Origin of the sequence: Kribbella sp. CA-294648 (assembly GCF_050943845.1) — a bacterium.
Lineage (GTDB): Bacteria > Actinomycetota > Actinomycetes > Propionibacteriales > Kribbellaceae > Kribbella.
Genome location: NZ_CP191981.1, coordinates 94,438 through 119,351 on the forward strand (window position 1 = coordinate 94,438; position 24,914 = coordinate 119,351).

At 67.5% G+C, this 24,914-nt stretch carries 25 protein-coding genes; 20 read left to right on the forward strand and 5 right to left on the reverse strand.

Translation table 11 applies throughout. From position 1 onward, the window contains the following. Nucleotides 1-28 precede the first annotated feature (28 nt). A complete protein-coding gene (locus ACQPYM_RS00485) occupies nucleotides 29-3,721 on the reverse strand; it encodes a S8 family peptidase (protein ID WP_433013050.1) in 3,693 nt (1,230 codons plus the stop codon). Nucleotides 3,722-3,871: 150 nt separating this feature from the next. Then, nucleotides 3,872-4,321, reverse strand: a complete 450-nt coding sequence (locus tag ACQPYM_RS00490; RefSeq protein WP_433013052.1) for a PASTA domain-containing protein — start codon at nucleotides 4,319-4,321, stop codon at nucleotides 3,872-3,874. A gap of 119 nt (nucleotides 4,322-4,440) precedes the next feature. Here ACQPYM_RS00490 and ACQPYM_RS00495 point away from each other — a divergent pair, with 119 nt between their 5' ends. The 5 genes from ACQPYM_RS00495 to ACQPYM_RS00515 all read left to right on the forward strand — a co-directional run bounded on the left by ACQPYM_RS00495 (nucleotide 4,441) and on the right by ACQPYM_RS00515 (nucleotide 9,693). Continuing rightward, nucleotides 4,441-5,226 (forward strand): PrsW family intramembrane metalloprotease, encoded by a 786-nt coding sequence (locus ACQPYM_RS00495; protein ID WP_433013054.1) that lies wholly within the window; start codon nucleotides 4,441-4,443, stop codon nucleotides 5,224-5,226. 20 nt (nucleotides 5,227-5,246) lie between these two features. Next, nucleotides 5,247-6,392 (forward strand): aminotransferase class I/II-fold pyridoxal phosphate-dependent enzyme, encoded by a 1,146-nt coding sequence (locus tag ACQPYM_RS00500; protein WP_433013056.1) that lies wholly within the window; start codon nucleotides 5,247-5,249, stop codon nucleotides 6,390-6,392. A 235-nt stretch (nucleotides 6,393-6,627) separates the two neighbouring features. Then, nucleotides 6,628-7,890, forward strand: a complete 1,263-nt coding sequence (locus ACQPYM_RS00505; RefSeq protein WP_433013058.1) for an extracellular solute-binding protein — start codon at nucleotides 6,628-6,630, stop codon at nucleotides 7,888-7,890. Between the two features lie 4 nt (nucleotides 7,891-7,894). Beyond that, nucleotides 7,895-8,863 carry a carbohydrate ABC transporter permease gene (locus tag ACQPYM_RS00510; protein ID WP_433013060.1) on the forward strand — a complete coding sequence of 323 codons (969 nt, stop codon included), beginning with the start codon at nucleotides 7,895-7,897 and terminating at the stop codon, nucleotides 8,861-8,863. Beyond that, nucleotides 8,860-9,693 (forward strand): carbohydrate ABC transporter permease, encoded by an 834-nt coding sequence (locus ACQPYM_RS00515; protein WP_433013062.1) that lies wholly within the window; start codon nucleotides 8,860-8,862, stop codon nucleotides 9,691-9,693. The genes ACQPYM_RS00510 and ACQPYM_RS00515 overlap by 4 nt, the downstream gene beginning before the upstream one ends. Here ACQPYM_RS00515 and ACQPYM_RS00520 read toward each other — a convergent pair. Beyond that, nucleotides 9,690-10,400: a GntR family transcriptional regulator gene (locus ACQPYM_RS00520; RefSeq protein ID WP_433013064.1), complete on the reverse strand. Its 711-nt coding sequence runs from the start codon at nucleotides 10,398-10,400 to the stop codon at nucleotides 9,690-9,692. The two genes, ACQPYM_RS00515 and ACQPYM_RS00520, sit on opposite strands and share 4 nt — an antisense overlap. Before the next feature lie 140 nt (nucleotides 10,401-10,540). Here ACQPYM_RS00520 and ACQPYM_RS00525 point away from each other — a divergent pair, with 140 nt between their 5' ends. From ACQPYM_RS00525 to ACQPYM_RS00560, 8 genes are all read left to right on the forward strand, one after another. Next, nucleotides 10,541-11,485 (forward strand): glycoside hydrolase family 16 protein, encoded by a 945-nt coding sequence (locus tag ACQPYM_RS00525; RefSeq protein ID WP_433013065.1) that lies wholly within the window; start codon nucleotides 10,541-10,543, stop codon nucleotides 11,483-11,485. Nucleotides 11,486-11,827: 342 nt separating this feature from the next. Further along, the gene (locus ACQPYM_RS00530) at nucleotides 11,828-12,325 is read left to right on the forward strand and encodes an RNA polymerase sigma factor (protein WP_433013066.1); all 498 of its coding nucleotides are present in this window, start codon (nucleotides 11,828-11,830) and stop codon (nucleotides 12,323-12,325) included. Next, complete coding sequence (locus ACQPYM_RS00535) at nucleotides 12,322-13,056, forward strand: hypothetical protein (protein ID WP_433013068.1); 735 nt, start codon at nucleotides 12,322-12,324, stop codon at nucleotides 13,054-13,056. The genes ACQPYM_RS00530 and ACQPYM_RS00535 overlap by 4 nt, the downstream gene beginning before the upstream one ends. A 152-nt stretch (nucleotides 13,057-13,208) precedes the next feature. Continuing rightward, the gene (locus ACQPYM_RS00540) at nucleotides 13,209-14,345 is read left to right on the forward strand and encodes an endonuclease (protein WP_433013070.1); all 1,137 of its coding nucleotides are present in this window, start codon (nucleotides 13,209-13,211) and stop codon (nucleotides 14,343-14,345) included. Nucleotides 14,346-14,477: 132 nt separating this feature from the next. Further along, on the forward strand, nucleotides 14,478-14,750 hold the full coding sequence (locus ACQPYM_RS00545) for a type II toxin-antitoxin system Phd/YefM family antitoxin (protein WP_433013072.1): 273 nt from the start codon (nucleotides 14,478-14,480) through the stop codon (nucleotides 14,748-14,750). Continuing rightward, nucleotides 14,747-15,187: a type II toxin-antitoxin system VapC family toxin gene (locus tag ACQPYM_RS00550; protein ID WP_433013074.1), complete on the forward strand. Its 441-nt coding sequence runs from the start codon at nucleotides 14,747-14,749 to the stop codon at nucleotides 15,185-15,187. The genes ACQPYM_RS00545 and ACQPYM_RS00550 overlap by 4 nt, the downstream gene beginning before the upstream one ends. A gap of 167 nt (nucleotides 15,188-15,354) precedes the next feature. Then, nucleotides 15,355-16,596, forward strand: coding sequence for an MFS transporter (locus tag ACQPYM_RS00555; protein WP_433013076.1), 1,242 nt, complete (start codon nucleotides 15,355-15,357; stop codon nucleotides 16,594-16,596). 41 nt (nucleotides 16,597-16,637) lie between these two features. Next, on the forward strand, nucleotides 16,638-16,967 hold the full coding sequence (locus tag ACQPYM_RS00560) for an ArsR/SmtB family transcription factor (RefSeq protein ID WP_433013078.1): 330 nt from the start codon (nucleotides 16,638-16,640) through the stop codon (nucleotides 16,965-16,967). 139 nt (nucleotides 16,968-17,106) lie between these two features. Here the strand turns inward: ACQPYM_RS00560 and ACQPYM_RS00565 are convergent, their stop codons facing one another. Further along, nucleotides 17,107-18,462, reverse strand: a complete 1,356-nt coding sequence (locus tag ACQPYM_RS00565) for an AAA family ATPase (RefSeq protein ID WP_433013080.1) — start codon at nucleotides 18,460-18,462, stop codon at nucleotides 17,107-17,109. Between the two features lie 258 nt (nucleotides 18,463-18,720). Here ACQPYM_RS00565 and ACQPYM_RS00570 point away from each other — a divergent pair, with 258 nt between their 5' ends. The 5 genes from ACQPYM_RS00570 (at nucleotide 18,721) to ACQPYM_RS00590 (ending at nucleotide 22,566) form a co-directional block, all read left to right on the forward strand. Continuing rightward, nucleotides 18,721-19,389 (forward strand): hypothetical protein, encoded by a 669-nt coding sequence (locus ACQPYM_RS00570; protein ID WP_433013082.1) that lies wholly within the window; start codon nucleotides 18,721-18,723, stop codon nucleotides 19,387-19,389. Nucleotides 19,390-19,434: 45 nt separating this feature from the next. Further along, nucleotides 19,435-19,776: a hypothetical protein gene (locus tag ACQPYM_RS00575; RefSeq protein WP_433013084.1), complete on the forward strand. Its 342-nt coding sequence runs from the start codon at nucleotides 19,435-19,437 to the stop codon at nucleotides 19,774-19,776. A gap of 156 nt (nucleotides 19,777-19,932) precedes the next feature. Continuing rightward, on the forward strand, nucleotides 19,933-20,967 hold the full coding sequence (locus tag ACQPYM_RS00580; protein WP_433013086.1) for a hypothetical protein: 1,035 nt from the start codon (nucleotides 19,933-19,935) through the stop codon (nucleotides 20,965-20,967). Nucleotides 20,968-21,102: 135 nt separating this feature from the next. Beyond that, nucleotides 21,103-21,651, forward strand: a complete 549-nt coding sequence (locus ACQPYM_RS00585) for a hypothetical protein (RefSeq protein WP_433013088.1) — start codon at nucleotides 21,103-21,105, stop codon at nucleotides 21,649-21,651. Between the two features lie 84 nt (nucleotides 21,652-21,735). Beyond that, complete coding sequence (locus tag ACQPYM_RS00590) at nucleotides 21,736-22,566, forward strand: siderophore-interacting protein (protein ID WP_433013090.1); 831 nt, start codon at nucleotides 21,736-21,738, stop codon at nucleotides 22,564-22,566. A gap of 115 nt (nucleotides 22,567-22,681) precedes the next feature. On the opposite strand, the gene ACQPYM_RS00595 is transcribed toward ACQPYM_RS00590, so the two are convergent. Then, nucleotides 22,682-23,431 (reverse strand): hypothetical protein, encoded by a 750-nt coding sequence (locus tag ACQPYM_RS00595; RefSeq protein WP_433013092.1) that lies wholly within the window; start codon nucleotides 23,429-23,431, stop codon nucleotides 22,682-22,684. A gap of 36 nt (nucleotides 23,432-23,467) precedes the next feature. Here ACQPYM_RS00595 and ACQPYM_RS00600 point away from each other — a divergent pair, with 36 nt between their 5' ends. Both ACQPYM_RS00600 and ACQPYM_RS00605 read left to right on the forward strand, forming a co-directional pair. Next, nucleotides 23,468-24,376 carry an aminoglycoside phosphotransferase family protein gene (locus ACQPYM_RS00600; RefSeq protein WP_433023509.1) on the forward strand — a complete coding sequence of 303 codons (909 nt, stop codon included), beginning with the start codon at nucleotides 23,468-23,470 and terminating at the stop codon, nucleotides 24,374-24,376. Between the two features lie 26 nt (nucleotides 24,377-24,402). Further along, on the forward strand, nucleotides 24,403-24,861 hold the full coding sequence (locus ACQPYM_RS00605) for a group II truncated hemoglobin (RefSeq protein ID WP_433013094.1): 459 nt from the start codon (nucleotides 24,403-24,405) through the stop codon (nucleotides 24,859-24,861). Nucleotides 24,862-24,914: the final 53 nt, after the last annotated feature.

The following is a 24,914-nucleotide window of genomic DNA, read 5'->3' on the forward strand; positions in this document are numbered from 1 at the left end:
CCCCACCTGAGGGGTCCCCGGCTGACAACTACTTGAGCCCGTAGGCCCGGATGACGGTCTGAGTCACCTTGTTGCCGGCGTTGTCACCAGCAACAACCTTCAGCGACACAGTCCCGTGGCCCGCCGGTACTACGGCCACGTAGCGACCCTGCACGCCGACGGTGATGATCCGACGCCACGTCTTGCCCTCATCGAAGGACACCGACGCCTGCAGCGACGTGGACCGAGCAGCAGCCGCACCGGCCTGCTGACGGACGTTGAACCCGATCACATGCGGCCGAGCGGCAACCCGCCCAGTCAGATCAACCGGTACGTCGTACCCGACCTGCAGCAGCGGCAACGCAACCGCCTTGTCAGCAGGAGCCTGCTTCGAGCGGAAGTCCCAGATGGTGCGAGTGCTGGTGCCCCAGTTCCACTCGCCCTCCTCGTCCTCCCGAGCAGTCGAGAGGTCCAGCCTGTACGCCGCGTCGCCGCTGCTCGTGACGACGTCCTCCCACGCATCCGGCAGCTCGGCTACCACGGCACCGTTCCGGGAGAGCACCGCCGACGCAGAGGTGGTCTCCCCGACGGTGTAGTGCCCGTGGGCGTCCACGAACGCCGGCACTCGCAGCGACAGCCGGTCGCTGGTCCGAGTCGAGACGATCCCAGGAGCAGCCGCCGGTCGCACTACCGGTCCGAACCAGGTCTCCTTGGACAACCCGGTCTTGTAGCTGCGCGGCAGCGACGCCATCCCGCCCAGCAGCGGACCCATCTCGTTCCAGGTGTAGAGGTGGTGCACCCGGTGCTGCCAGAGCGAGTCACCGCTGGTCACCCACTCCTCCCGCACCTTCGGCGTCTGGACGACCCGCTGGGCGTCGTTCCAGGCGTAGGTCTGCCACGGCCGCCACCCGAACCGCTGCTCCTTGGCCCAGTTGAAGCCACCGTTGTCGGCGTACGACGTGGTCACTCGCGCGCTGTTCGCGGTCGTCACCTTGTAGTCGATCTTCGCCGGGATGAAGCCGCTCGACACCTGCTGTACGTCGTACAGGTAGGGGCTCGAGGTGGTGAGGGTCAGGTCGATGGTGGCGCGGCCGGACCGGGCCCGGTCCAGCAGCTTCTTGCCGTCCGTGCTGCCGGTCGCCATCGCGGGGATCGGCTCACGGTCACCGATCGGCGTCCACACGGTCCATGCCGACCAGCCGGGCGGCCGGACCAGGATGACGCCGGCTGCACCCGCCTTGGCGGCTGCAGCGATCTGGTCCTGCTCACTGCCCTCGCCCGTACCGTCCTCGCTGGAGGGGAGGACCGCGATCGCTCCCTTGACACCGGCCAGGTCAGGACCGGCCGTGACGAGCGGGAACCGCTTCTTGCCCTCGTACGACGGGGACCGGTGCAGCAGGTTGATGTCCAGCGGCCCGGTGATCCCAGAGATCGACGCCTGCACGATCGGCGCGACCAGCTGCCAGCGGGACGAGAATTCGAAGCTGCCGTCAGCCACCGGCTTCGTAGCGGTCACCAGCACCTGCTTGACCGTGCTGAAGTGCATGACGCCGTGACTGATGCTCCGGCCGTTGCCGTAGACCCGGTTCACGTAGTAGCTCAGTACCGCGTTCTGCTCCGACGGCTTCGGCGTCGTGATCGTGATCGGCACCGCCTTGCGCGCGTCGATGACGATCTCGGTGTCCTTGGTGACGGAGATGTTCGGGTCGGTGAAGAGGCTGACGTTCTCGTTCTCGACGTTGTAGTCCTCGACCAGCGAGTGGACCAGGTACGTCCCCTCCTCAACCTCGGCCGTGTACTCCTCCCCGTCGCGGATCCACGCCAGCACGTCCGACCGCGAGTTGTCACCGAACAGGCTGACCACCGGTACGCCGGTCGGCCGGCCATCTCGGTCGACGGCGCGCAGGGTGACCTTGTGCTTCGGGCCGGCCTTCAAGGTCCCGACCGCGGTGTGGGTCACCAGACCATTGGGGCCGGTGGCAACGATCCAGCCGCTGTGCATCCCCCGGTCCAGCTTGGCCGGGTCGAGCGTGAGCGGTACGTCGATGCTGCCACCGGCCGGCACGGTGACGGTGCCCGGCAGGGTCAGCGCGTCGGTCTCGGGCTTGCGCGTGTCCAGGTTGTCGACGTCCACCGCGAGCGTGAGCGTCACGGGCGCGGCGGTGTCGTTGCGGTAGGTGATCGTCTTCGTCGAGCCGGCGCTGACCAGCCCGAAGTCCGCCGTCGCGGACGCATAGACCTTCTGCGCGACCGCGCGAGCCACATCGACCCGGCCCGAACCCTGTTCGTAGACGGTCAGATCCTGGTTCGTCTTTGCGGTGCTGACCAGCGCGTTCTTGAGCCGGTCGGCCTTCCAGTCCGGGTGCGCCTGCGCGAGCAGCACGGCTGCCCCAGCCACGTGCGGCGCCGCCATCGACGTACCGGAGGCTGCCGTGTACAGCTCGTCAAGCGGCTGGCCCATCGCAGTACCGGCCGCGCGGGCGGCGACGATGTCGACGCCGGGGGCGGTGATCTCGGGCTTCAGACCGTTGTCGCCGAGCCGCGGACCGCGGCTGGAGAAGTCGGCCAGCGCGTCGTTACGGTCGACAGCGCCGACGGTGAGCGCGGACGGCGAAGTACCGGGGGTGCCGATCGACTCGTCAGCGCCGTCGTTGCCCGCGGACACCACGAACAGCGTTCCGGAGGAGGCGGTGATCCGGTCGACGGCCTGGCTCATTGGGTCAGAGCCGTCGGTGGGGCCGCCGCCGAGGCTCATGTTGACGACCTTGGCGCCCTCGGCCGCGGCCCACTCCATCCCGGAGATGATCCAGGACTCGAGGCCGTAGCCGTCATCGCCGAGCACCTTGCCGATCAGCAGGTCGGCCTTCGGGGCGACGCCCTTGCGGGTACCGCCCGAGCCCGCGCCCGTACCGGCGATCGTGGCAGCCACGTGGGTGCCATGGCCGAAGTGGTCGGCCGAACCCGTCGGGCTGCCGGAGAAGTCCTGAGTCTGCTGGACCTTGCCCTGCAGGTCCGGGTGAGCGGCATCGACCCCGGTGTCCAGTACTGCGACCTCGACGCCGGCCCCTTCGTACCCGGCCTGCCAAGCGGCCGGGGCGCCGATCTGCGCCACGCTCTTGTCGAGCACCGGACGGACCTTGCCGTCCAGCCAGATCTTCGCGATCCCCCGACTGAGCGCCCGGGCGTTCCCGGACGGCTCGAGCGACTTCCACAGCTCGGGCAGTTCGTTCTTGGTCGCCGTGACCGCCGCCGCGCCGATCGAGTCGAGGTTGCGCGTGGTCGTCGTACCGGCCAGGGACTGGGTGCGGGCGGCGGACGGGTCGGCGTACCGGACGATCAGCGGCAGGGTGGTCGCGGCCGAGTCGCCGAAGCCGTCGGCGATCAGTTCGTCGACGTCGAACAGGTCGGCGTCGAGTACGCCGGTCGAGATGTACGGCACGGCATCGCTCGGCAGCACCCGCAGGCCGCCGTCGACCTCGAGGGTGTGGAAGGCGATCCGCTCGCGACCGGCGGCCGGGCGGACGGTCGCGGCCTTCTTCCCGGCGCCGGCATCGGTGACCTCGACGACGTCACCGGTGATCAGGGTGACGACAGAGGACTTCGCCGGTACGCCGGTCGCGCGCGGGGCGGCGGGTGGTGGGGCAGCGCCTGCGGGGATCACCGCGGCGACGCTGAGCGCCAGGACGGACGCAAGGGTGGCGGCCGCCTTCACTCCAGACGGCACAGGGACGGGGGAGGACATGGGCAGGTCTCCTTCGAGAGGCGTAGTGGGCAGGGCCACCTCTTCCGAGTGAGTCTGCAACCGGAATCCGCGTCCGTGCCCTGTCCACCACTGCCGTCCCTGCGACATGGCGCAACCGCGCCACCCCGCGAATTCCGGGAGAACAGCTGGCTACTCGCCGATCTTCTTCGACCGCAGGACGATCTTGGCGTCGACTGGGGCGGTGGTGCCGCCTGCCGGTGACTGGCTGACTACTACCCAGTTCCGGTCGTTGATCAGCAGCCGGCCCTGACCTGTGGCGTCCTCTTCCAGCAGGTAGTAGAACCCGGCCGCCTGCATGGTGTCCTGGGCCAGTTGGTGGTTCACGCCGACCACCGCCGGTACTACGGCGCTCCGCGCGGTGCCAGGCGCGCTGGGCGGCCTGGACTTGGTAGGCAGAGCGGTGGTTGGCGGCGGAGCCACAGTGGGCTCAGGGGGCTCCGGCGGCGTCGGGCTGGTTTGCTGGGGTGTTGTCGGGTCGGCCGCCGGGGCGGTGACAGTGACCGTGGGTTGCTGGCCAGACTGGTCGCCGGCGCAGCCGACGACGAACAGCAGCAGCGGTGCGCACCACACGAGCTTCATCTGCGACCCCTCTCCTCCCCCGAGGCTACTCAGTGCGTAGCGGATGGCAACCGAGTGTTATCGGGACACGCCCTGAGACGGCAGCTAGCGCGACGGTTCACGGGGTGGAAGATCTGCCTATGACGGCACAGCAGCAGGTACGCCGGTGGGCGTGGGTCGGAACGTTCCTGATCGGCAGCGGGCTCTATCTGCTCGTCCTGGCCGTCCTGACCGACACCGGGAACCCGAACCTCTTCCCCACGATGATCCTGCTCGGCGCGCTCGTCGTACCGCTCACCTTCGTCACGTTCGCCGCCGGCCGCTCCGGTCGCTGGCTGATCGACGGCCCGACGCTGGGTGGTGCCCTGTTGTTCGGTGGCGTCGTCGGCGTGGTGGTCGCCGGTCTGCTCGAGTACGACGCGATGCGCAAGCTCGGCGCGCTCCCGATGCTCGGGGTCGGTCTGATCGAGGAGGCGGCCAAGCTGGTGGTGCCGGCGATTCTGGTGCTGTTCTTCGGCCATCGGTACCGCCACTCGATCGGCGGCGGCATCGTGATCGGAGTTGCCGTCGGCACCGGGTTCGCAGTACTGGAGACGATGGGTTACGCGTTCGTCGCGTTGCTGCAGTCCGGTGGCAATGTCGGTGCGGCCGAGCAGACGCTCTTCATCCGCGGACTGCTGTCGCCTGCCGGACACGCCGCCTGGACCGGCATCACCTGCTGGGGCCTGTGGCGCTTCGTCGTCGCGCCGACCGGCAAGCGATTCCTCGGCTTCCTCGGCGCGTACGCCGTTGCGGTTGCCCTGCACACCACCTGGGACGGCATCGGCGGCCGCGTCACCTATGCGATCGTCGGCGTCATCAGCATCGGCATCCTCCTCACCGGCCTCCGGCACGCCCAGCGCCAGGACGCGAGGATTGCCGCCTGACCATTGAAAGGAGCGCACCGATGCCCAGCCTTCCCGACTTCAAGCTGGAGACGTACTTCTCCCGCTGGGAGTTCAGCGCCCGCTACCACCTGACCGCGTCCGACGCGCAGACGATGGCGGTGTCCGAGCTGCTCGAGCTCGCCGACGAGGACGGCCGCCGGCGCTGGGACACGCTCACGCTCGGCTACACCGAGACGCGCGGGCTACCGGCATTGCGCGAGGAGATCGCCCGCACGTACGACGTGGTCGCGCCGGAGGACGTGCTGTGTTTCGCCGGCGCCGAGGAAGCGATTTACTTGGCGATGCACGCGTTGCTGGAGCCGGGCGACCACGCCGTGGTGCTGACGCCGAACTACCAGGCGGCCGAGACGATCCCGTTGTCCATCTGCGCGGTCACCGGCGTCCCATTGGTTGCTGAGAGCAACTGGTCGGTCGACCTGGACGCGGTCGAACGCGCGCTCCGGCCGAACACCCGGCTGGTGTCGGTCAACTTCCCGAACAACCCGACCGGCGCCGTACCGGATCTCGTCACCTGGCAGCGTTTGGTGGAGTTGTGCGAGGAGCGGGGCATCACGTTGTTCAGTGACGAGGTATACCGCGGCCTGGAGTTGGAGCAGCCCTCGTTGCCTCAGGCAACCGACTTGTCGCCGACGGCCCTGTCGCTGAACGTGATGTCGAAGGCGTACGGCCTGCCCGGGCTGCGGATCGGCTGGATCGGCTGCCGCGACCGGGCGCTGCTCGACAAGCTGGAACGGGCCAAGCACTACACGTCGATCTGCAACTCCGCGCCGAGTGAGATCCTTGCCCTGATTGGGCTTCGCGCTCGCGATCAGTTGCTGGAGCGCAACCGGGCCATCGTCCGGACCAACCTGCCGCTGTTCGAGGAGTTCTTCGGCCGCTATCCGGAGCTGTTCGACTTCGCCCGGCCGCAAGGTGGTTGCGTCTGCTACCCGCGGTATCTCGGCGCCGACGGGGTCGAGGCGATGTGCGCCAGCCTGGTCGAGGAGGCCGGCATCCTGCTGTTGCCGTCGAGCATCTACAGCTCCGAGTTGACCGAGACGCCGACCGACCGGTTCCGTGTCGGCCTCGGCCGCCGCGGGCCCGAGGAAGCTCTCGAGCAGTGGGCGGCATGGCTCGACAAACGGACCGGGTGGTCCGATAAATAACTGACCACTTCCCTAAGTGGTCTATTGCGCCCTGCGCAACGCCAGGTGCGGAGTCTGCTCTCAAACGGCGGCTTGAACCGCAAGCCGCCGCACGAGTGCGCTCTCACGACTTAGTAACGGAGGCTCCTGAACTATTGACTGGTCAGTCGGGCTGGGCAATTCTCTACGCCACTGAACGACAGGTTCATACCAGTCAGCCGGAGGCCGATCCGGCTACTTCGCCCGAGGTGATCCGATGAAGCTCCGCTCGCTAGCCGTCGCCGCAGTCGCGGCACTATCCCTCACCGCTGTGGCCGCCTGTGGCGGCTCGGACGACAAGAAAGACGCCGCCGGCTCAGGCCCCACCACGATCGACGTCTGGCTGATGAAGGGCAGCGTCTCCGACGACTTCCTGAAGCGGTTCGAGGCGGACTTCGCCGCCGGCCACCCCGACATCAAGGCCAACGTCCAGATCCAGGAGTGGAACGGGATCGGCACCAAGATCATCGGCGCCCTGGCCAGCAAGGACGCGCCGGACGTGATCGAGGTCGGCAACACCCAGGTCGCGCAGTACTCGGCCAGCGGTGGCGTCAAGGACCTGACCGACAAGAAGGCCGATCTCAAGGGCGAGGACTGGATCGAGGGCCTGGCCGGCCCGGGCCTGTACGAGGGCAAGCAGTACGGCATCCCGTACTACGCCGCGAACCGCGTCGTCGTGTACCGCAAGGATCTGTTCCAGGCGGCGGGCGTCACGCCGCCGAAGACGCGCGAGGAGTGGCTGGCCACGACCGCCAAGCTGAACACCGGCGGCAACCAGGGCATCTACCTGCCCGGCCAGAACTTCTACGTGCTGTCCGGCTTCATCTGGGACGAGGGCGGCGACCTCGCGGTGAAGGAAGGCGACCAGTGGAAGGGCGCGCTGTCGACGCCCGAGGCGCTGAAGGGCATGGACTTCTACAAGCAGATCCAGGCCCTTGGCAAGGGTCCGAAGGACTCCGACGAGGCCAAGCCGACCCAGACCGATGTCTTCGCGCAGGGCAAGGTCGCGCAGATGATCGCGGTACCGGGCGCGGCCGAGCTGATCGCCCAGGCGAACCCGGCGCTCAAGGACAAGCTGGGCTTCTTCCCGATCCCCGGCAAGACCGCCGACAAGCCGGGTGCCGTCTTCACCGGTGGCTCCGACCTGATCATCCCGGAGGCCTCGGACGGCCAGGACGCGGCGTACACCTTCATCAAGGAGCTGGCCGGCGAGAAGTGGCAGATCGACCTCGCCAAGACGATGAAGTACGTGCCGAACCGGAAGAGCCTGGCCTCCTCCGTCGGGGCGGACGAGGGCACCGCGGCGATGGCGGCCGGTGCGGCCAACGGCAAGGCGACGCCGAACTCGCCGAACTGGGCCGCGGTCGAGGCGAAGAACCCGATCAAGGAGTACCAGACCAAGGTGCTGACCGGCGGTGACCCCGCCGTCGCGGCGAAGGCGGCCGACGAGATCATCACCCAGGCCCTGAACGCCAAGTAGCGCCATGGCTGTGGCTGAAGCACAAACCACAGCGGCCCCCGCCCCCGAGACCGGTACGCCGGTCCCGGCCCGGCGGGGGCGACCCCTGTGGGCACGGGTTCTCCCATACCTGCTGGTGGCGCCGACGGTCGTCGGTACGGCGTACCTGCTGGTCTATCCGCTGGTTCGTAACCTGCTGATCTCGGTGCAGAAGTTCGGCATCGGGCAGCTGATCCGCGGTGGCGCCGAGTTCGTCGGCCTCGACAACTACGCGACGATCCTGTCCGACGACAAGTTCTGGAGCGTGGTCGCCCGGACCTTCGTCTTCACGGCGATCAACGTCAGCCTGATCATGGTGCTCGGCACCCTGGTCGCGCTGCTGATCGGTGCCCTGGGCAAGTGGATGCGGTTCGCCGTGATGGGTGGCCTGGTGGTGGCCTGGGCGATCCCGGTGATCGCCGCGACGACCGTCTTCCAGTGGCTCTTCCAGTCCCAGCTCGGGGTCGTCAACTGGGTCCTCGTCGCACTCGGCTTCGAGCAGTACGACGGCAAGGCCTGGTTCGCGGACGGCAACTCGACGTTCGCGATCATCGTGATGCTGATCGTCTGGCAGTCGGTCCCGTTCGCGGCGCTGACCCTGTACGCCGCGATGACGACGGTGCCCAGGGAGCTGCACGAGTCGGCCCAGATCGACGGGGCCGGTGCGGTGAAGATCTTCCGGCTGATCACGTTCCCGATCCTGCGGCCGATGTTCGGGCTGATCCTGTGCCTGGAGGTGATCTGGGTGTTCAAGTGCTTCGTCCAGATCTGGGCGATCAGCCAGGGCGGTCCGGGCGACGCGACGCTGACCCTGCCCGTCTACGCCTACCAGATCGCCCAGGCGCTGAACCGCTACGACCTCGGGGCGGCGATCTCGATGGTCACCGTACTGATCCTGGCCGTGGTGCTGCTGGCCTACTTCCGGCAGATGTTCAAGGAAGAAGGTGAACTGTGAGGACCCGGCTCAGTCGCAGGCTCACGCTGAACGTGCTGGCTCTCGGCGTCTTCGCCTTCTCGGTCTTCCCCGTCTACTGGATGGTGCTGACCGCGTTCAAGCCGACCAAGGAGATCCAGGCCGAGACGCCGTCGTTCTTCCCGACGCACGTCACGTTCACGCATTTCGGTACCGCCGTGAACGCCGATGGCTTCTGGATCTTCTGGCGCAACAGCGGACTGGTCGCCGTCAGCGCAGTACTGATGTCGCTGGTGGTCGCCTGCCTGGCGGCGTACGCCGTCGGCCGGATGCGGTGGAAGGGCCGGCAGGCGTTCATCCTGATGGTCTTCATCGCGCAGATGACGCCGTGGGAGGCGTTGCTGATCCCGATGTACGTGATCGCGCGCGACACCGACATGCTGGACAAGCTGCCGATGCTGACGCTGATCTACTTCATGATGACGTTGCCGTTCACGATCGTGACGCTGCGCGGCTTCCTGAAGGGCATCCCGGTCGAACTCGAGGAGGCCGCCCAGGTCGACGGCTGTAACCAGTTCGAGGCGTTCCGGCGGGTGGTGTTCCCGCTGCTGGCGCCGGGGCTGCTGTCCACCTCGCTGTTCGGCTTCATCACCGCGTGGAACGAGTTCGCCTTCGCGAACCTGCTGATCATCAAGAACCAGGACCAGCGCACGCTGCCGGTCTGGCTCTCCTCGTTCAGCAACACGTTCGGCACGGACTGGGGCGCGACGATGGCCGCCGCGACGCTGTTCATGCTGCCTGTTTTGCTGATCTTCCTTGTTCTGCAGGGCCGCGTGACGACCGGCGTGGCCGCGGGCGCCGTAAAGGGTTAGTCAGCGTCAGGGAAGGTCAACCGCGTCGTGATCCGGTACCGGTCGCCCCGATAGAGGGAGCGGGTGTACTCGATCACGGCGCGGTCCGCGTTCCGCGTGGTCCGCTCGAACAGCAACGCCGGCGAATGCAGCGGTACGCCGAGCAGCGCCGCCTCCTGCGCATCGGTCACGGTCGGCTCAGTCGTCTGTACCGCGTCCTTCGCCGCGACGTGATACCTCGACCGCAGCAACCCGTACAGCGAGCCGATCTCGAAATCGCGACCGGTGATGCCGGGAACGAAGGCGGACGGGATCCGGATCCGCTCGATGCACATCGGCGCGCCGTCGACGAGCCGCAGCCGGACCACCGAGACCAGCTGATCGCCCGGTGAGATCTCCAGTCGCTGGCCGAGTCTGGCCCCGGCCGGCTCGATGTCGAAGCTGACCAGCTTGCTCTGCCAGGGCGTCCCCTCGGCCGGTGGCACCTGGAAATCGCCCGTCGGTGTCGGCTCGAGCTCCTGGTGGATCTTGCGCGAACTCGTGAAGGTGCCGCGGCCGTGCTCGCGGACCACCAGGCCGTCGCGGGCCAGGTCGTCGAGGGCGGCGCGAAGGGTCGGCCGGGAGACACCGAGGGATTCGCTCAGGCTGCGTTCGGAGGGCAGCGCCTCACCCGGGCTGCGGACCTCGATCAGCCGCAGCAGGCGATCGCGCGCCTCGGTCCGCCTCATCTGGCGATCCTAGCAATCTTTACCAATGGTCGGACCTCTGAGAGCGCATTCACTCCGTGTCGAAGGGTTGACTTGACCAGTTGGATAGACCATTTTACAGAGAGTCCCGCGTTCTCCGCCCCGAGACGAAGGTGAAAACCATGGCTCGATCACGCAAACTCCGGATCACCGCGACAGCCGTAGTACTGGCTGCGCTTGCTGCCGCCGGCGCCAGTACTACGGCCAGCGCTCGCCCCGGACCCGAGAAGCCGCGCAAGCCCGCCGCGTGTGGCGCGTTCTTCGACGACTTCAACTACAGCTCCCGGACCGACCCCAACTTCACCGGCCACAAGTGGCAGGTCCGGACCAACGCCGGCGGGCCCGGCGTCGGCGGCGCGACCTGGGCCGCGAACAACGTGACCTTCCCGGTCGTGGACGGCCGGAAGGCGTTGCAGTTGCGCGCCACCACCAACGGCACGCCGGCCGGCACCACCCACGCGCAGGTCCAGCAACGGGACCTGCGCTTCTTCGAAGGCACCTACGCGACCCGGTTCAAGTTCAGCGACACCCCGATCAGCGGTGCCGACGGCGATACCGTCAACCAGACCTTCTACACGATCTCGCCGCTCGACTACGACTGGGAGCCGACGTACAGCGAGCTCGACATCTCGGAGTACCTGCCGAACGGTGGCTGGGGTGAGACCGGGCCGGTCAACTTCATCACCAGCTGGAACACCTACCAGGCCGACCCGTTCGACGGCTGGCGGATCAGCGAGGCCCGGCGCTGGAGTCACGCGGGCTGGCACACCCTGGTCGCCACCGTCGGCGGTGGGCATGTGAAGTACTACATCGACGGCGCGCTCGCCGCCGACCACACCACCGACGCGGCCGGCCGCTCGGTCTACCCGCGGCGGCCGATGACACTCAACTACAACCAGTGGTTCATTGACCTGACCGGCCACACGGGCGGGACCAGCGCCTACGTGCAGGCGGCGGACTGGGTGTACTACGCGAAGAACGAAGTACTGACCCCTGCTGCGGCCGTCGCTCGAGTGAACTCGTACCGCTCCGCAGGCGCCACGCATGCGGACACAATCAGCTGCTGAAACAGTGACCCGTCAGTAGCGTGAGACGGCCTTCGCGACCCATGGACATTCGGTTCCGGACTGAGTACGGTCCGTAACGGCGTCCGCACCACGCCACCGTCGGAGCAGGGCTTCCGGGCCCTGCTTTCACCAGACGGTGAGGTGCTGCCCGCCAGTAGCACCTCACTGGTGGATGGGCGAGCAGCTCGTGGCAGCAGCTACGGACTGATGGGGGCCCGTACACCTAGGTGGGGCGGCCGAGCGCACAGCGCTCCCGCCCCACCGACTCAATCTTGCTCGCTGCTGCCCCCAACCCCGCACCGCTCCTGCTCGTCTTGGTAGGTGACAGGGAAGGCGGTGCGGATGGCTGACTGGGAAGCCGCGTTCGGCGAGCTGCTGACGGCTCGTGGCGGCGCACTGCGCTCCTACGCCTATCTGCTCACCGGTGACGCGGCTGCGGCGAGTGATCTCGTCCAGGACGCACTGCTGCGAGTGTTCAGCCGCCTGCGGGTCGGCGGCGACGTAGTAGAACTCGAGAGCTACGTCCGGCGCGCCATACTCAACCAGTACGTCGACGGCCGGCGCCGGGCCACGCTCTGGCGGCAGGCCCGCCACCTGCTCGTCTACCCGCCCGTGCACGAGGACGTCGACGTCACCATCGCCGACGAGGTGCGGCAGGCGTTGTCGACCCTGTCGCCCAAACAGCGCGCTTGCATCGTCCTGCGGTACTACGAGGACCGCACTGTCCTCGAGATCGCCGAGCAACTCAGCTGCGCCGAGGGCACGGTGAAACGTCATCTGGCCGATGCGAGGGTCAAGTTGGCCGCTCAGCTCGGCGCGACCAAAGAGAGCCTGCGATGACCTCCGGAGACTTGAAGTACCTTCTGCAAGGCCTGGCCGATGACGGGGCAGAGCTGGTCGAGGTGGACAAGGAGCAGTTGGTGCCCCGCATCCGCTCGCGCCGGCGCCGCCGCGCCGCGCTGATGGCGACGGTCGCCGCGTCGACAGCGGTGATGCTCGCGGCGGGAGCGTACGCAGTACTGCCGGGCAGTGGGCCGGAGCAGTGGCCCGTCGCCGGAGGGCCGCCGACTTCGGCTCCGACTCTGGCTCGACCTGCGGCTCCGACGATGACCGTCAGCACTGAGAAGAAGGCGTGGGACACCTGTGGGGCGCGTCTCACCGCGACCATCACGGGCGATCCGTCGCTGCGGATCATGGTGACGACGCGGAAAGTGAAGCTGTCCGCCGATGGGGCCAGTGGGTGGGTCCCCGTCCACATCAGTAACACCACCGGCAGAACGCTGGACCTGGCCAGCGCCACCGATGGACCGCGATTCGTCGTAGTCAAGGATGGCGGGGTCGTCGCGTTGACTCCGCGTGAGCCGATGGCCGGTCGTCGCTGGCTGTTCTTGCCGCGGCAAACGGCCACCGTCGTGACCGCGCTGTCCGTCCGGCCGTGCGGCACCGGTCGGGGCCTGGATCCGGGCAGCTACCAGATCTACGCACTGAAGACCTTCAACGAGAACCGCCCCGGCTATCCCTTCGTCCAGCTGCAGGCGGCCGGCGGTCCGTGGACGATCCAGGTGAGCTAGCGCCCTGCGTCCGACGTTCTTCGGCACGTGCGGTCATCCGTGGTTTGCCGGATCGTCGGACAACCTTTGCCGGGGTTTGACGTTCGATACGGTGCCGATGCGGGCAGACTGATCAGCGTCGCCGTGATTCCCAACCGCCCCTGGGAGATGCCGTGCCTGCTCATCGTGCTTTCCGTCCGGCGCTGATCTTCGGCGTCCTGCTGGCATTACTTGCCTTCGGCGTCAATCCGTCGACCGCCGCGACCACGGCGAACCTGACCGTGAGTGCGGCGATCCAGCAACAGAACGGGTCGGTCGCCACCGTCGAGGGGTACGTGGTCGGCCAGCCGACGGCCGCGAACACGGTGATCCGGAGCAACTTCACCGGTGACACCGCGCTGGCGCTGGCGGACTCGGCCGCGCAGACGAGCACGTCGGCGATGCTGTACGTCCAGATCCCGACCAGCTTCCGGGCGCAGTACGGGCTGCAGTCGAATCCGGGGCTGATCGGCACCAAGATCAGCGTGACCGGGACGCTGACGCCGTACTTCACTCCCCATGCCGGGCTGAAGAATCCGACCGCGTTCAGTGGTGGCGGCGGGACGGGTCCAGGTCCGTCGGATCCGGGTGACTACTACGCACCGGCCGCCGGCAAGACGGGGGCAGCGCTGAAGGCCGCGCTGCACAGGATCATCTCGAACCAGACCAAGCTGAGCTACGACCAGGTCTGGAACGCGCTCAAGGACACCGACCAGGACCCGGCCAACACCAACAACGTGATCCTGCTGTACTCGGGCCGCTCGCAGAGCAAGAGCACCAACGGCGGCGGCGTGAACGACTGGAACCGCGAACACGTCTGGGCCAAGTCCCACGGCGACTTCGGTACGGCGACCGGCCCCGGCACGGATGTGCACCACCTGCGCCCCGAGGACGTCTCGGTGAACGGTGCCCGCGGCAACCTCGACTTCGACAACGGCGGCTCGACCGTGGCCGAGTGCCCGGGTTGCGCCGCGGACAGCGACTCGTTCTCCCCGCGAGCCGCAGTACGGGGTGATGTCGCCCGAATGATCCTGTACATGGCGGTCCGCTACGAAGGCAACGACGGCTGGCCGAACCTCGAACCTAACAACGCGGTCAACAACGGCAGCACGCCCTACATCGGCAAACTCTCAGTCCTGAAGGCCTGGAGCGCCGCCGACCCACCGGACACCTTCGAAAAACGCCGCAACCAGGTCATCTACGAAACCTGGCAACACAACCGCAACCCCTTCATAGACCACCCCGAATGGATTGCCTCCATCTGGCCGTAACCCCCACACCGTCCCCAGCACCTGAAAGCCCCACGCTGCCCTCCCATCTGCCCCCGATCAGCCCTTCGCAGCGGCGTCGTAGCCGACAACACTCGAAGAATGATTGATGTGGCTACAATAGGGAGAGATAAAGTGACCACAGGAGGACTGATGGACGTCGGCATCCGAGAACTCCGGGACGGCCTCAGCCGCCACCTCGCCGAAGTACGCGGCGGACGAACCATCACCGTCACCGACCACGGCAAACCGATCGCCCGCATCGTGCCGGTCACCGAACGGACCACGCTCGAGCGTTTGATCGCCGAGGGCAAGGTGACGCCCGCCGAGCGACGTAAGCGGCCCGCACCCGTACCGATCAAGACGGACGGGCCGGTCAGTGATCTCATTGATGAGCAGCGCCGGTGATCTGCTACTTCGACACCTCCGCGTTCGTCCCCATCCTGATCGACGAGTCCTCGTCGTCCTCCTGCTCGGAGCTGTGGAACACCGCTCATGACGTGGTGACGACGAGACTCCTGTACGTCGAAGCCTCGGCGGCGCTGGCCCGCGCCCAGAGGTCAGGCCGGGTCAGTTCAGCAAAGCTCCGGACGGCGCAGGAAGGTCTGACCGAGCTCTGGCAGGAGTTCGACGTGGTCGAACTGGACGGCGAGCTGAGCCGGCGAGCGGCTGAGCTGGCACTGAAGAGCTCCCTTCGAGGGTATGACGCCGTCCACTGCGCGGCTGCCGAGCAGCTGTTCGGCGACGGAGATCTGGTCGCCGCGTCCGGCGACAAGACTCTCTTGGCGGTATGGCGTGAGCTGGGAGTTCCTACTGCCGACATCAACAACCCTGACGAGTTGTAACGGGAACTGAGTCGGCGGCTCGGTAGGTAAGTTGCTCTAGGCAACTTTCTGCCTCCTGGGTTCGCCGGCCAGTAGTTTGCGTTTGAACCTCACTGATCCGGTCAAGGGTTTTCAGTAGGGTCGAATGGTGGGGGGTTGCGGGCCGGGGGCGTTTTACGCTCCGGCGCATGGTGAGTCGCACGAGCTACAAGGAAGTGTTTCGCGTTCCGGAGTTTCGGGCGATGTGGTGGGCTGAGCTTCAGTCGGTGGCTGGGGATCAGCTGGCTCGGGTGGCGTTGTCGGTTCTGGTGTTTGCCGATACGGGGTCGGCTGCGCTTACTGGGCTGACCTATGCGTTGACGTTTGTGCCGTCCCTGCTCGGTGGGATCTTCTTGACCGGGCTGGCCGATCGGTTCCCGCGGCGTGAGCTGATCATGTGGGTCGACGGGGTGCGCGGCTGCCTGATCCTGCTGGTGGCGATTCCGGCGATGCCGTTCTGGTCGTTGTGTGTGCTGGTCGGGATCGTGTCGCTGCTGCAGCCGGTCTTCAAGTCGGCCCAGCTCGCGTTGCTGCCGGATGTGCTCGGCGAAGAGCGCTTCGCGACCGGGATGGCGATTCGCAGTATCACCATCCAGTCCGCGCAGATGGCCGGCTTCGCGGGCGGCGGTCTGCTGATCGCCGTGTTCAACCCGTACATCGTCCTGTTGCTCGACGCGCTCACCTTCTTCGGCTCCGCGTTGCTCATCCGCACCTGCCTGAAGGCGCGACCCGCGGCCGACCGCGCCGGCGCGGCAGGAGACACCGGCGTACGGCGGTCCTGGCGGGGATCGGCGGGAGAGTCGTGCGGCCTGCTCTTCGCGGATCGTGGGATGCGGGCGCTGGTCCTGATGCTCTGGCTGATGGCGCTCGTCGCCGTCTACGAGGGGATGGCTGCGCCGTACGCCGCGGTGTTCGGTGGCAGCTCGGTGGTGGTCGGGTTGATCCTGGCGGCTGATCCGTTCGGGAGTGTGGTCGGTGCGTTCGTGTTCAGCAAACTCGTGCCGGAGGAGTTCCGGCCGAAGCTGCTCGGGCCGTTGGCGATCCTTGCGGCGGCGCCGGTCGCGCTTTGCCTGCTCCGGCCCGGGCTGGTGGTGTCGATCGTGCTCTTCGTGCTGGCCGGGGCGTTCGGGACGATCGTGGTGATGCAGGTGACGACGACGATGACGTTCATGCTGCCGGACGCGCGGCGCGGCCAGGCAATCGGGATGTCCAACTCCGGGCTGACCACCGCGACCGGCGTCAGCCCGCTTTTTGCCGGTCTGCTCGCGGACAAGACGGACGCGGTCGAGGCGGTCGGCTGGTTCGGCGCGGCCGGCGTACTGGCGGCGGTCGTGCTCGCGGTGATGTGGCAGCGGGCTCAACGGGAGGCGCCGGCGGCGGTCGCCGATTGATACAGCTTTCGGTGAATACAGCTTTTGATGTACCGCGTGGCGTGGACACGATCAGCCGGAGTGAAGTGCTGGCCCGTTTCGGGCATGCGTTGTCGGACCCGACCCGGACCCAGGTGATGCTCGTCCTCACCGAAGGCCCGAGCTACCCGGCCGACCTGGCGGATCGCATCGGCGTCAGCCGCCAGTCGCTGTCCAACCACCTCGCCTGCCTCCGCGGCTGCGGCCTGGTGGTAGCAGAACCAGAAGGCCGCCGAACCCGCTACGAACTGACCGACCCCACCCTCGGCACAGCCCTCAAACAACTCCTCGCCATCGCCCTCGCGGTAGACCCAGCCTGTTGCCCGCCAGACACCGCAGTCGAGTGCAAGTGAGCACGCCAAGGGGTCAGGAGCTTCCGCTCGCCTCCGACCGGCGGGTAGATGGTGCTTCTGCAGAGCACGGTGGGCAGGGGCCGCGGTACCTCGCTCTAAAACCAGGTGCTACAGAAACAGCCTGCAACGACGGCTGCTGCTAACTGTTGATGGTGAAAGCGGTGTTGCCGACCTGGCGGGTGGTGGTGTTCGGACCGCGATGATGGTTGCCTGCAGCACCTACCGCCGGACTCCGCGGATCCGGCTGGGTGATCGCCGGCGCCGGCGTACCGGGTAGTGCGACCCCAGCATGAGCGGCAGACTGACCCACTCGCGTCTGAACCCACTCCTCCAGCCCAGGATCCGCAAGCGACACCCGCTGACCGCTCGGGCTCTCGCGCAACATCCCGCGCGCGACCAACCCCTGCCTGGCAGCATCCACCTCCTGCCACTTGCCCGGCCCAGCCGCCTGAGTCTCACTCGCCATCGCCAACCCGCGCGGCCCGCGTACTGCGACCTTCGCCAGCAAATCCTTCTCGGCAGCTGAGCAGTTGTTCCAGGCAGCCTGATAGAACACCCGAGCCCGAGCGTTCACCTGAGCCGTCGCCTGTTTCGCCACATCGGCAGTGATCCCGTACGGCGGCCGCGCGACCTGCAGCGCCGTCTCCGACAGATCCCGCAACCGGCTCGGGTTGCCATTGGCCGATTTGAGCAGGCTCTCGACGGCCTCGGGCTGGTACGGAATTCCCGCCTGCCGCAACGGCTCGGTCACCGTCGGCCGCAGCTCGTCGGCACTCAACGGCCCACACTCCCGTACGTCGAACCGCGCCGTCACGCCGGTCGCGATCCCGGACATCCCGCCGGACGCGGCCATCAGCCGCGTCGCCGCCAGCTCGCCGCCCGCGCCGACGAGGTACACCGGCCGGCCCTGCCGCTCCAGATGCGCGGAAAGCTCGGTCAACGCGGCGAGATCCCGCTCGGACGCGACATCGAGATTGTCGACCATCAGCATCACCGGCTGCCGCTTCTTGGCGGCCAGCTCGCCCAGGTTGTCGGCCAGCTGGTTCAGCGTGCTGCCGATGCCGTCCTTGCCCGGCGCATCCCACTGCTTCTTGACCACGGCCTGGACCGGCATGACGCCGAAGCGGAGTTCCGCGCCGTTCTGCTGGTTGCGGCTGCTCTGGGTCAGGTCCCGCAAGGTCTTCTTCAGCTTGCGCAGCGCGAAGTACCCGTGCCGCTTGCGTAACCCGCCGAGGTCCTCGCTGACCGCCCGGACGAAGCGGTTCTCCAGTGGCTCGCGGGGTGAGGCGTCGACCCGGATGGCGGTCCAGCCGTTCTGCCGGGCCAGCTCCTGGGCCCGGTCCAGCTCGAGGCTCTTGCCCATCCCCGGCCCACCGGTGAACAGCACCGAGTTGCCCTCGGGCGCACGCCGGTCGAGCGAGATCGGCCGGCCCAGCTGATCCGTCCGGGTGACCGCGTACGCCGGCCGCCGGGGCGTGCCGAAAACCTGACTCATCCCGCAATCTTTGGCGCCCCGCCGGGCCGGGACGCGGGAACCAGTTGACCGGCAGATGAACGGGCGCTGAACCCCTCAGAAGACCTGATGCGGAGGAGGCCGTAAAAGTTGCGAAAAAGGCAAAGCTCCCCTGGATATCGTGCTGAATTCTCCGGAACGCTCTTTTCCGCAGCCTATACCGAGGCAGCCCTGGGAAATACCCACGCCGACTGTCATCCTGCGCGAATGGAGACCAAGGTGGGGCGCTTACGAGCAAGAATGACGAAATGGACGGCATTGGTGGGGACAGTGTCGATGGCGGCGGTGCTGTTGACGGCACCGTCGGCGGTGGCAGCGCCGAGTGCGGCACAGACGCCGGACCCGGACCTGATCATCAAGAGCGTGACGCTGGGCCGTTCGACGGTCCTCGTCTCAGGGCTCAACCGGGTCGCGGTCGGGGTCACGGTCAAGGCGGAGTACCGCGTGGACGGTCCGCAGGACCCATTGCAGCTCAACGTGTACCTGAAGCGCACCGGCGGCGTCGGTCCGCTCGGGTACATGGTCGCCAGGTATCTGGAGTTGACGGCCGGCACCGTGCGGGACGGCACCTACACGGGAACGCTCTCCGTGCCCTCGACGGCGAACGGGACCTTCACGGTGGAGTGGGTCATGCGGGGCAACCTCCACATCGACATGCCCCAGAGCTACGCGCTGTTCGCCGGGCCGAGCATCGCGGTCACCGGTGTCCACGTGCCCAAGCTCGTCGCTCAGGTGATCCCCAGGGTGGTTCCGTTCGGCTCGCCGTACCAGGTGAAGACGGCGATCTACGACACTGCGACCGGCAAGCCGTACGGCACCAAGATCCCGGTGGGGCTTGCGGCTGACGACATCCTCTGCCACCTCAGCGCCATCCACTCCGGGCGCACCACCACGGCCGGCATCCTGTAAACCTCGTTCCCGGCCGCCTCGGCGAATTCCTCCAACTGCATCCGCGTGCTGGGTCCCGCCTTCGACACCATCAACCGGTTCTTCTTGCCGCTGCGGCCGGGCATCGTCGGGGTGACGCCGTCGAAGACCAGGGTGCCGGTCAGCACCGTCGTACCGGTCAATGGATCGGTCGCGGGTGCTCCTGAGCTGTGCCCGGTGCTGCTGCAACGGCTTCACGGCAGGACGGCGTGGCGCCTGGCCAACAAGGGTGCCGTCCGGGCGAGCGGCCGCTTCACCGTCATGGCCCAGCCGCCGAACCTCGGGAACAACAGCTACCGGGTCTACTTCCCGACCTGCAACCGCTACCAGGCCGGCTACAGCCGGACCTTCGCGATTCAGGGCACCTGAAGACTTGATGCGGGCGCGAGCGGAAAAGTTGTCATAAGAATGAAGAATTTCCGCGTAACGGACTTTCGCAATGAAGCCCTAGGAAATCGCCCCGCACCGTGCCATCCTGCGAAAATGGACAAAGGGGTGGGGCGCTTACGAGCGAAACTGACGAAGGTGACGGCACTGGTGGGGACAGTGTCCTTGGCGGCGGCGCTGGTGACGGCACCCTCGGCGGCGGCTGCGCCAACTGCGGCGCAATCACCGGACCCGAACCTGACCGTCACCAGCGTGACACTCGGCCGTTCGTCGGTGCTCGTCTCGGGGCTCAACCGGTTCGTGGTGGGAGTGACGGTCAAGGCGGGCTACAACTCAACTGTCGAGACGCCGCTTAACGTGTTCTTCCAGCGCACCGGCGGCGTCGGCCCGCTGAAGTACATGATCGCCGGCCAGTTGAAGCGAACCGGCGGCACGCTGAAAGACGGCACCTGGACCGGCACCGTCGACATCCCCTCGACGGCCAACGGCACCTTCAAGGTGTACGGCGTCCTGCCGGGCTACCTGCAGCCCGGAGACATGACGACCGAGACGCCGTTCGACGGGCCGAGCATCGCGGTCACCGGTGTGCACCTGCCAAAGCTCGCCGTTCAGGTGATCCCCAGGGTGGTCCCCTTCGGTTCGCCGTACCAGGTGAAGGCGGTCATCTACGACTCCGCGACCGGCAAGCCGTACGGCGTCCGGCTCCCGCTGCAGGTCACGTTCGACAACCTGTGCGTCGAGCACGACGCCGTGACCCGGCTCACCGACACAGCGGGCGTCCTGTACACCTCGTTCCCGGCCGCTGCGGCTGATTGGCTCAACTGCGTCCGCGTGCGCGGTCGCTTCTTCGACACCATCAGCCACGGTTTTTTCCCGCTCCGGCCGGGCATCGTCGCGGCGATCCCGTCGAAGACCAGCGCGCCGGTCAGCACGTACGTTCCAGTCAACGGCAGTGTCGCGGGCGCGCCCTATCGCTGCCCGGTGCTGCTGCAACGCCTTCACGGCAGGACTGCTTGGCGCCTAGCCAACCAAAGCACCGTCCGCCAGAGCGGCCGCTTCACAGTGGTGGCCCAGCCGCCGAACCTCGGCAACAACAGTTACCGCGTCTACTTCCCGACCTGCAACCGCTTCCAGGCCGGCTACAGCCGGATGTTCGCGATTCAGGGCACCTGATGAAGACCGGACGCGTGCCGGCCGCCATCGGGTCGGCGTTGGTGGCAATGGCGGCGCTGCTGGTGGCAGGCACCGTCCGCGGTGGCGGCGTCCGGTACGGCGCAGTCGCCGGATCCGAAACTGACCGTCACGAGCGTGACGCTCGGCCGTTCGACGGTGCTCGTCTCGGGTCTCAAGCGGGTCGCGGTGGGGGTCACGATCAAGGCGGGATACAACTCTGACAACCTGGACGACAACGACACATCGCTCGCTGTGCTCCTCAAGCGCACCGGTGGCACTGGTCCGATCCAGTCGATGATCGGCGGCCACTTGCGACGGACCGCCGGCACGTTGAAGAACGGCACCTGGACGGGCACGGCCGAGGTTCCCTCGACGGCGAACGGCACCTGCAAGGTGTACGGCGTCCTGCCGGGCTACGTCCTCGACATGGGCGGAGACATGATCAGCGAGACACCTGTCGACGGGTCGAGCATCGCGGTCACCGGTATGCACCTGCCGAAGCTCGCCGTCCAGGTGATCCCGAGGGCGGTTCCGTTCGGTTCGGCGTACCAGGTGAAGGCGGTGATCTACGACTCCGCGACAGGAAAGCCTTACGGCGTCCGGCTCCCGCTGCAGGTCGTGAACGACAACCTGTGCGCCGAGTACGACGCCGGGTCGCGGCTCACCGACACAGCAGGCGTCTGACCGGTTGGGCGGGGTGGGTTAGGCTAGTTAGGTATGCCTAACCAAATTCCGCCCAAGCCTGAAGGTCGAGAGGACCGTGGTCGCGTGAGCACGCCCGCACCCCGTAGCCGCCGCGCGAAGCTGGCGGTTGTCCGCCGCACCGAGCGCGTCACCCCGCACATGATCAGGGTGGTGCTGAGTTGCGACGAGTTCGTCGACAACGACACCACTGACCACTACGTGAAGCTGCTGTTCCTGCAGCCCGGCGTCGAGTACCCGGACCCGCTCGACATGGGCGCCGTCCGCGAGCAGCTCCCGTCCGAACACTGGCCCACGATGCGGACCTACACCGTCCGCTCCTGGGACGACGCCGCCAAGGAGCTGACCATCGACTTCGTGCACCACGGCGACGAGGGCATTGCCGGTCCGTGGGCCGCGAAGGCGCAGCCCGGCGACAAGCTCTGGTTCAACGGTCCCGGCGGCGCCTACTCCCCGCAGGAGTCCGCCGGCTGGCATCTGCTGGTCGGGGACGAGAGCGCGCTGCCGGCGATCGGTGCCGCGATCGAGGCGCTGCCGCCGGGCGCGCTGGCCAAGGTGTTCCTCGAGGTCGAGGACGAGACCGAGGAGCAGAAGTTCAGCGGCTCCGGCGACGTCGAGCTGACCTGGCTGCACCGGGCCGGTCGCGGTGGCGAGCGCGGTGACGGCCTGGTCGAGGCGGTCGAGGCGCTGGAGTTCCCACCCGGCGAGGTCCAGGCGTTCGTCCACGGCGAGGCCGGTTTCGTACTGCGCTTGCGCCGCCACCTCTTCGCTGACCGCGGTCTCGCGCGCGAGCAGGTCTCCCTGTCCGGCTACTGGCGACTCGGCAAGAACGAGGACGGCTGGCAGGCCGAAAAGGCCGACACGGCCCGCAAGGAACGTGCCGCCGCCGGCAACTAGCCGCAGCGGGCGGACCGCCACCACTCACAAAACCCACCTGGCCGGTCCTGCTCAGGCGTGAGCGGGTATGACTCGGGCTGCGGAGAGCAGCTTTGTGAGTGGTGGCGGTCCGGCCCTACCGAACGCGGGCGGCTGCGATGCGGCGGTTGAGGATTTCCGCGATGACCGGTGCGTCGTTGACTGGGAGGACCCAGTCCTGGCCCTGCGCCTGCAGGATGAGGCCCGGGCCGGGGCTGCTGGCTGGCGCAAGCTTCATGGTCACGGGGTATTTGAGCCGCTCGTGCCCCGACAGCTCGACGGCGTGCACCCCGGTGACAGCCGTCAACGGGTAGGCCTTGTCCCGCTCGGTTGTCTGACCGCCCTCGGCCGACTGCACCACCATCAGCTCGTGCAGCGCGACCTGGTCGGCGCCGATCGAGAGCCGCAGCCGGGTCAGGCCGCGCATCCGGAAGCTCAGCTCGTACGGCGAATCGGCCAGCTCCGGGATCGCGGGAGACATCAGCTGGCGGAAGCCGTAACCCGCCAACGCCCCACCGATGATTGCGCCGCCAAGTCCGATCGGCAGGAACCACATCGACAGCGAGGACGAGTCGAGCACGATGGTGTAGAAGGAGGTGAACATCGCCGTCACGCCACCCATCGCGTAACCGGCCCACCTCCAGCTGACCGGTTTGTAGCGACTCTTCCCGCGCCGCCACCAACCGGCGGCCAGCAGCGCAAGCGGGATCAGCGCGGCTTGCCAGTTGAAGGTGTCGGCCTTCGCGCTGATCCACAGCGTCAGTCCGAGGAAGACCAGCGGGATGCCGAGATAGACGATCGACACGACCAGCTGGGCCTGCCGATGCCTTGCCTCCAGTGAGCTCACCGCAAAACCCAAGCACACCTAGTGCCCCAGGCTCTAATGTTGCCGACGATGACCCCACTGTTCGAAGTACCGGCTCCGCTCTTCGAGACGCTCTCCGACGAGTTGCCGTGGCTCGAGTCCGCGCCCGCACTGGCCGCGGAGTACCTGGATCGCTGGAAGCTGCGGCTCGACGGCAAGCCGCTGCACGGCATGGCCTCGATCATCCTGCCGGTCGAGCGGGCCGACGGGACTCCCGCGATGCTGAAGCTGCAGCCGTTCAACGAGGAGAGCGAGGGTGAGGCGCTCGGTTTGCGGAACTGGCCGGCCGACGCTGTCGTGGAGGTGTTCGAGGACGACCCGGCGAACTCCACCCTCCTGCTGGAGCGACTGGAGCCCCGGACGCTCAACGACGTCCCCGACGACACCGAGGCGACCCGCATCCTGGCCGAGTTGCTCGCCCGGCTCACCGTAGTACCGGCTCCTCCTGGCCTGCGTACGCTCGCCGATGTGGTGGCGGAGATGCTGGCTGACGCCCCAGCGCTGATCCCGCTGCTGGCTGACCCCGCTCAACAGTCCCTCGTACGCCGGTACGTCGCGCAGGCAGCCGAATTGGCGCAGGAGCCCGGCGATCGCCTGCTGCACTGGGACCTGCACTACGGCAACGTGATGGCGGCGCAGCGCGAGCCGTGGCTGGTCATCGACCCGAAGCCGCTGGCCGGTGACCCGTGTTTCGAGCTGCTCCCGGCGCTGGGCAACCGCTGGGACGACCTGGTCGCGACGGGCAACCTGCACGGTGCGATCCGGCGTCGGTTCGACCTGATGCTCGCCGTGACCGGGCTGGAGCGCGACCGGGCGATCGGCTGGACGATGGTCCGGATCCTGCAGAACGTGCTCTGGGACCTCGACGGCGGCGAAGACGACGAGATCGAGCCGAACCAGCTCGAAATCGCGCGGGCGCTTGCCTGAACCCCTCGATCTGATTACCTGATTACATGACGACGCCGACGGTGTACGAATGGGCGGGCGGTGCGGAGGCGTTTCTCCGGCTGACCGAGGTGTTCTACGACAAGGTGCTCGAGGATCCGATCCTCGCGCCGGTCTTCGCGCACATGAGTGACAAGCACCGCGAGCACGTGGCGCTCTGGCTCGGCGAGGTGTTCGGCGGCCCGAGCCGCTACACCGACGAGCTCGGCGGCTACCCGGCGATGCTCGGGCATCACCTGAACCTCGGCCTGACCGAGGAGCAGCGGTCCCGCTGGGCCGCGCTGATCGCCGCCAGCGCCGGCCCGGCCGGCCTGCCCGACGACCCCGAGTTCCGCTCGGCCTTCGTCGCGTACGTCGAATGGGGCACCCGGCTCGCGCTGGCGAACTCGCAGCCCGGTGCCACCCCACCCCCGAAGGCGCCAGTCCCGCATTGGGGCTGGGGCGAGGCTCCGCCGTACACTCCCTAGTGTCTTGAGCCGGGGGTTCCTGCGCAGCTCCGGTGCCCAGGCACGCACCTCGC

Coding starts and splice junctions, on each gene's coding strand:
- ACQPYM_RS00485 (WP_433013050.1), bottom strand. CDS start 3,721: ATGTCCTCCCCCGTCCCTGTGCCGTCTGGAGTGAAGGCGGCCGCCACC.
- ACQPYM_RS00490 (WP_433013052.1), bottom strand. CDS start 4,321: ATGAAGCTCGTGTGGTGCGCACCGCTGCTGCTGTTCGTCGTCGGCTGC.
- ACQPYM_RS00495 (WP_433013054.1), top strand. CDS start 4,441: ATGACGGCACAGCAGCAGGTACGCCGGTGGGCGTGGGTCGGAACGTTC.
- ACQPYM_RS00500 (WP_433013056.1), top strand. CDS start 5,247: ATGCCCAGCCTTCCCGACTTCAAGCTGGAGACGTACTTCTCCCGCTGG.
- ACQPYM_RS00505 (WP_433013058.1), top strand. CDS start 6,628: ATGAAGCTCCGCTCGCTAGCCGTCGCCGCAGTCGCGGCACTATCCCTC.
- ACQPYM_RS00510 (WP_433013060.1), top strand. CDS start 7,895: ATGGCTGTGGCTGAAGCACAAACCACAGCGGCCCCCGCCCCCGAGACC.
- ACQPYM_RS00520 (WP_433013064.1), bottom strand. CDS start 10,400: ATGAGGCGGACCGAGGCGCGCGATCGCCTGCTGCGGCTGATCGAGGTC.
- ACQPYM_RS00525 (WP_433013065.1), top strand. CDS start 10,541: ATGGCTCGATCACGCAAACTCCGGATCACCGCGACAGCCGTAGTACTG.
- ACQPYM_RS00530 (WP_433013066.1), top strand. CDS start 11,828: ATGGCTGACTGGGAAGCCGCGTTCGGCGAGCTGCTGACGGCTCGTGGC.
- ACQPYM_RS00535 (WP_433013068.1), top strand. CDS start 12,322: ATGACCTCCGGAGACTTGAAGTACCTTCTGCAAGGCCTGGCCGATGAC.
- ACQPYM_RS00555 (WP_433013076.1), top strand. CDS start 15,355: ATGGTGAGTCGCACGAGCTACAAGGAAGTGTTTCGCGTTCCGGAGTTT.
- ACQPYM_RS00565 (WP_433013080.1), bottom strand. CDS start 18,462: ATGAGTCAGGTTTTCGGCACGCCCCGGCGGCCGGCGTACGCGGTCACC.
- ACQPYM_RS00570 (WP_433013082.1), top strand. CDS start 18,721: ATGACGAAATGGACGGCATTGGTGGGGACAGTGTCGATGGCGGCGGTG.
- ACQPYM_RS00600 (WP_433023509.1), top strand. CDS start 23,468: ATGTTGCCGACGATGACCCCACTGTTCGAAGTACCGGCTCCGCTCTTC.
- ACQPYM_RS00605 (WP_433013094.1), top strand. CDS start 24,403: ATGACGACGCCGACGGTGTACGAATGGGCGGGCGGTGCGGAGGCGTTT.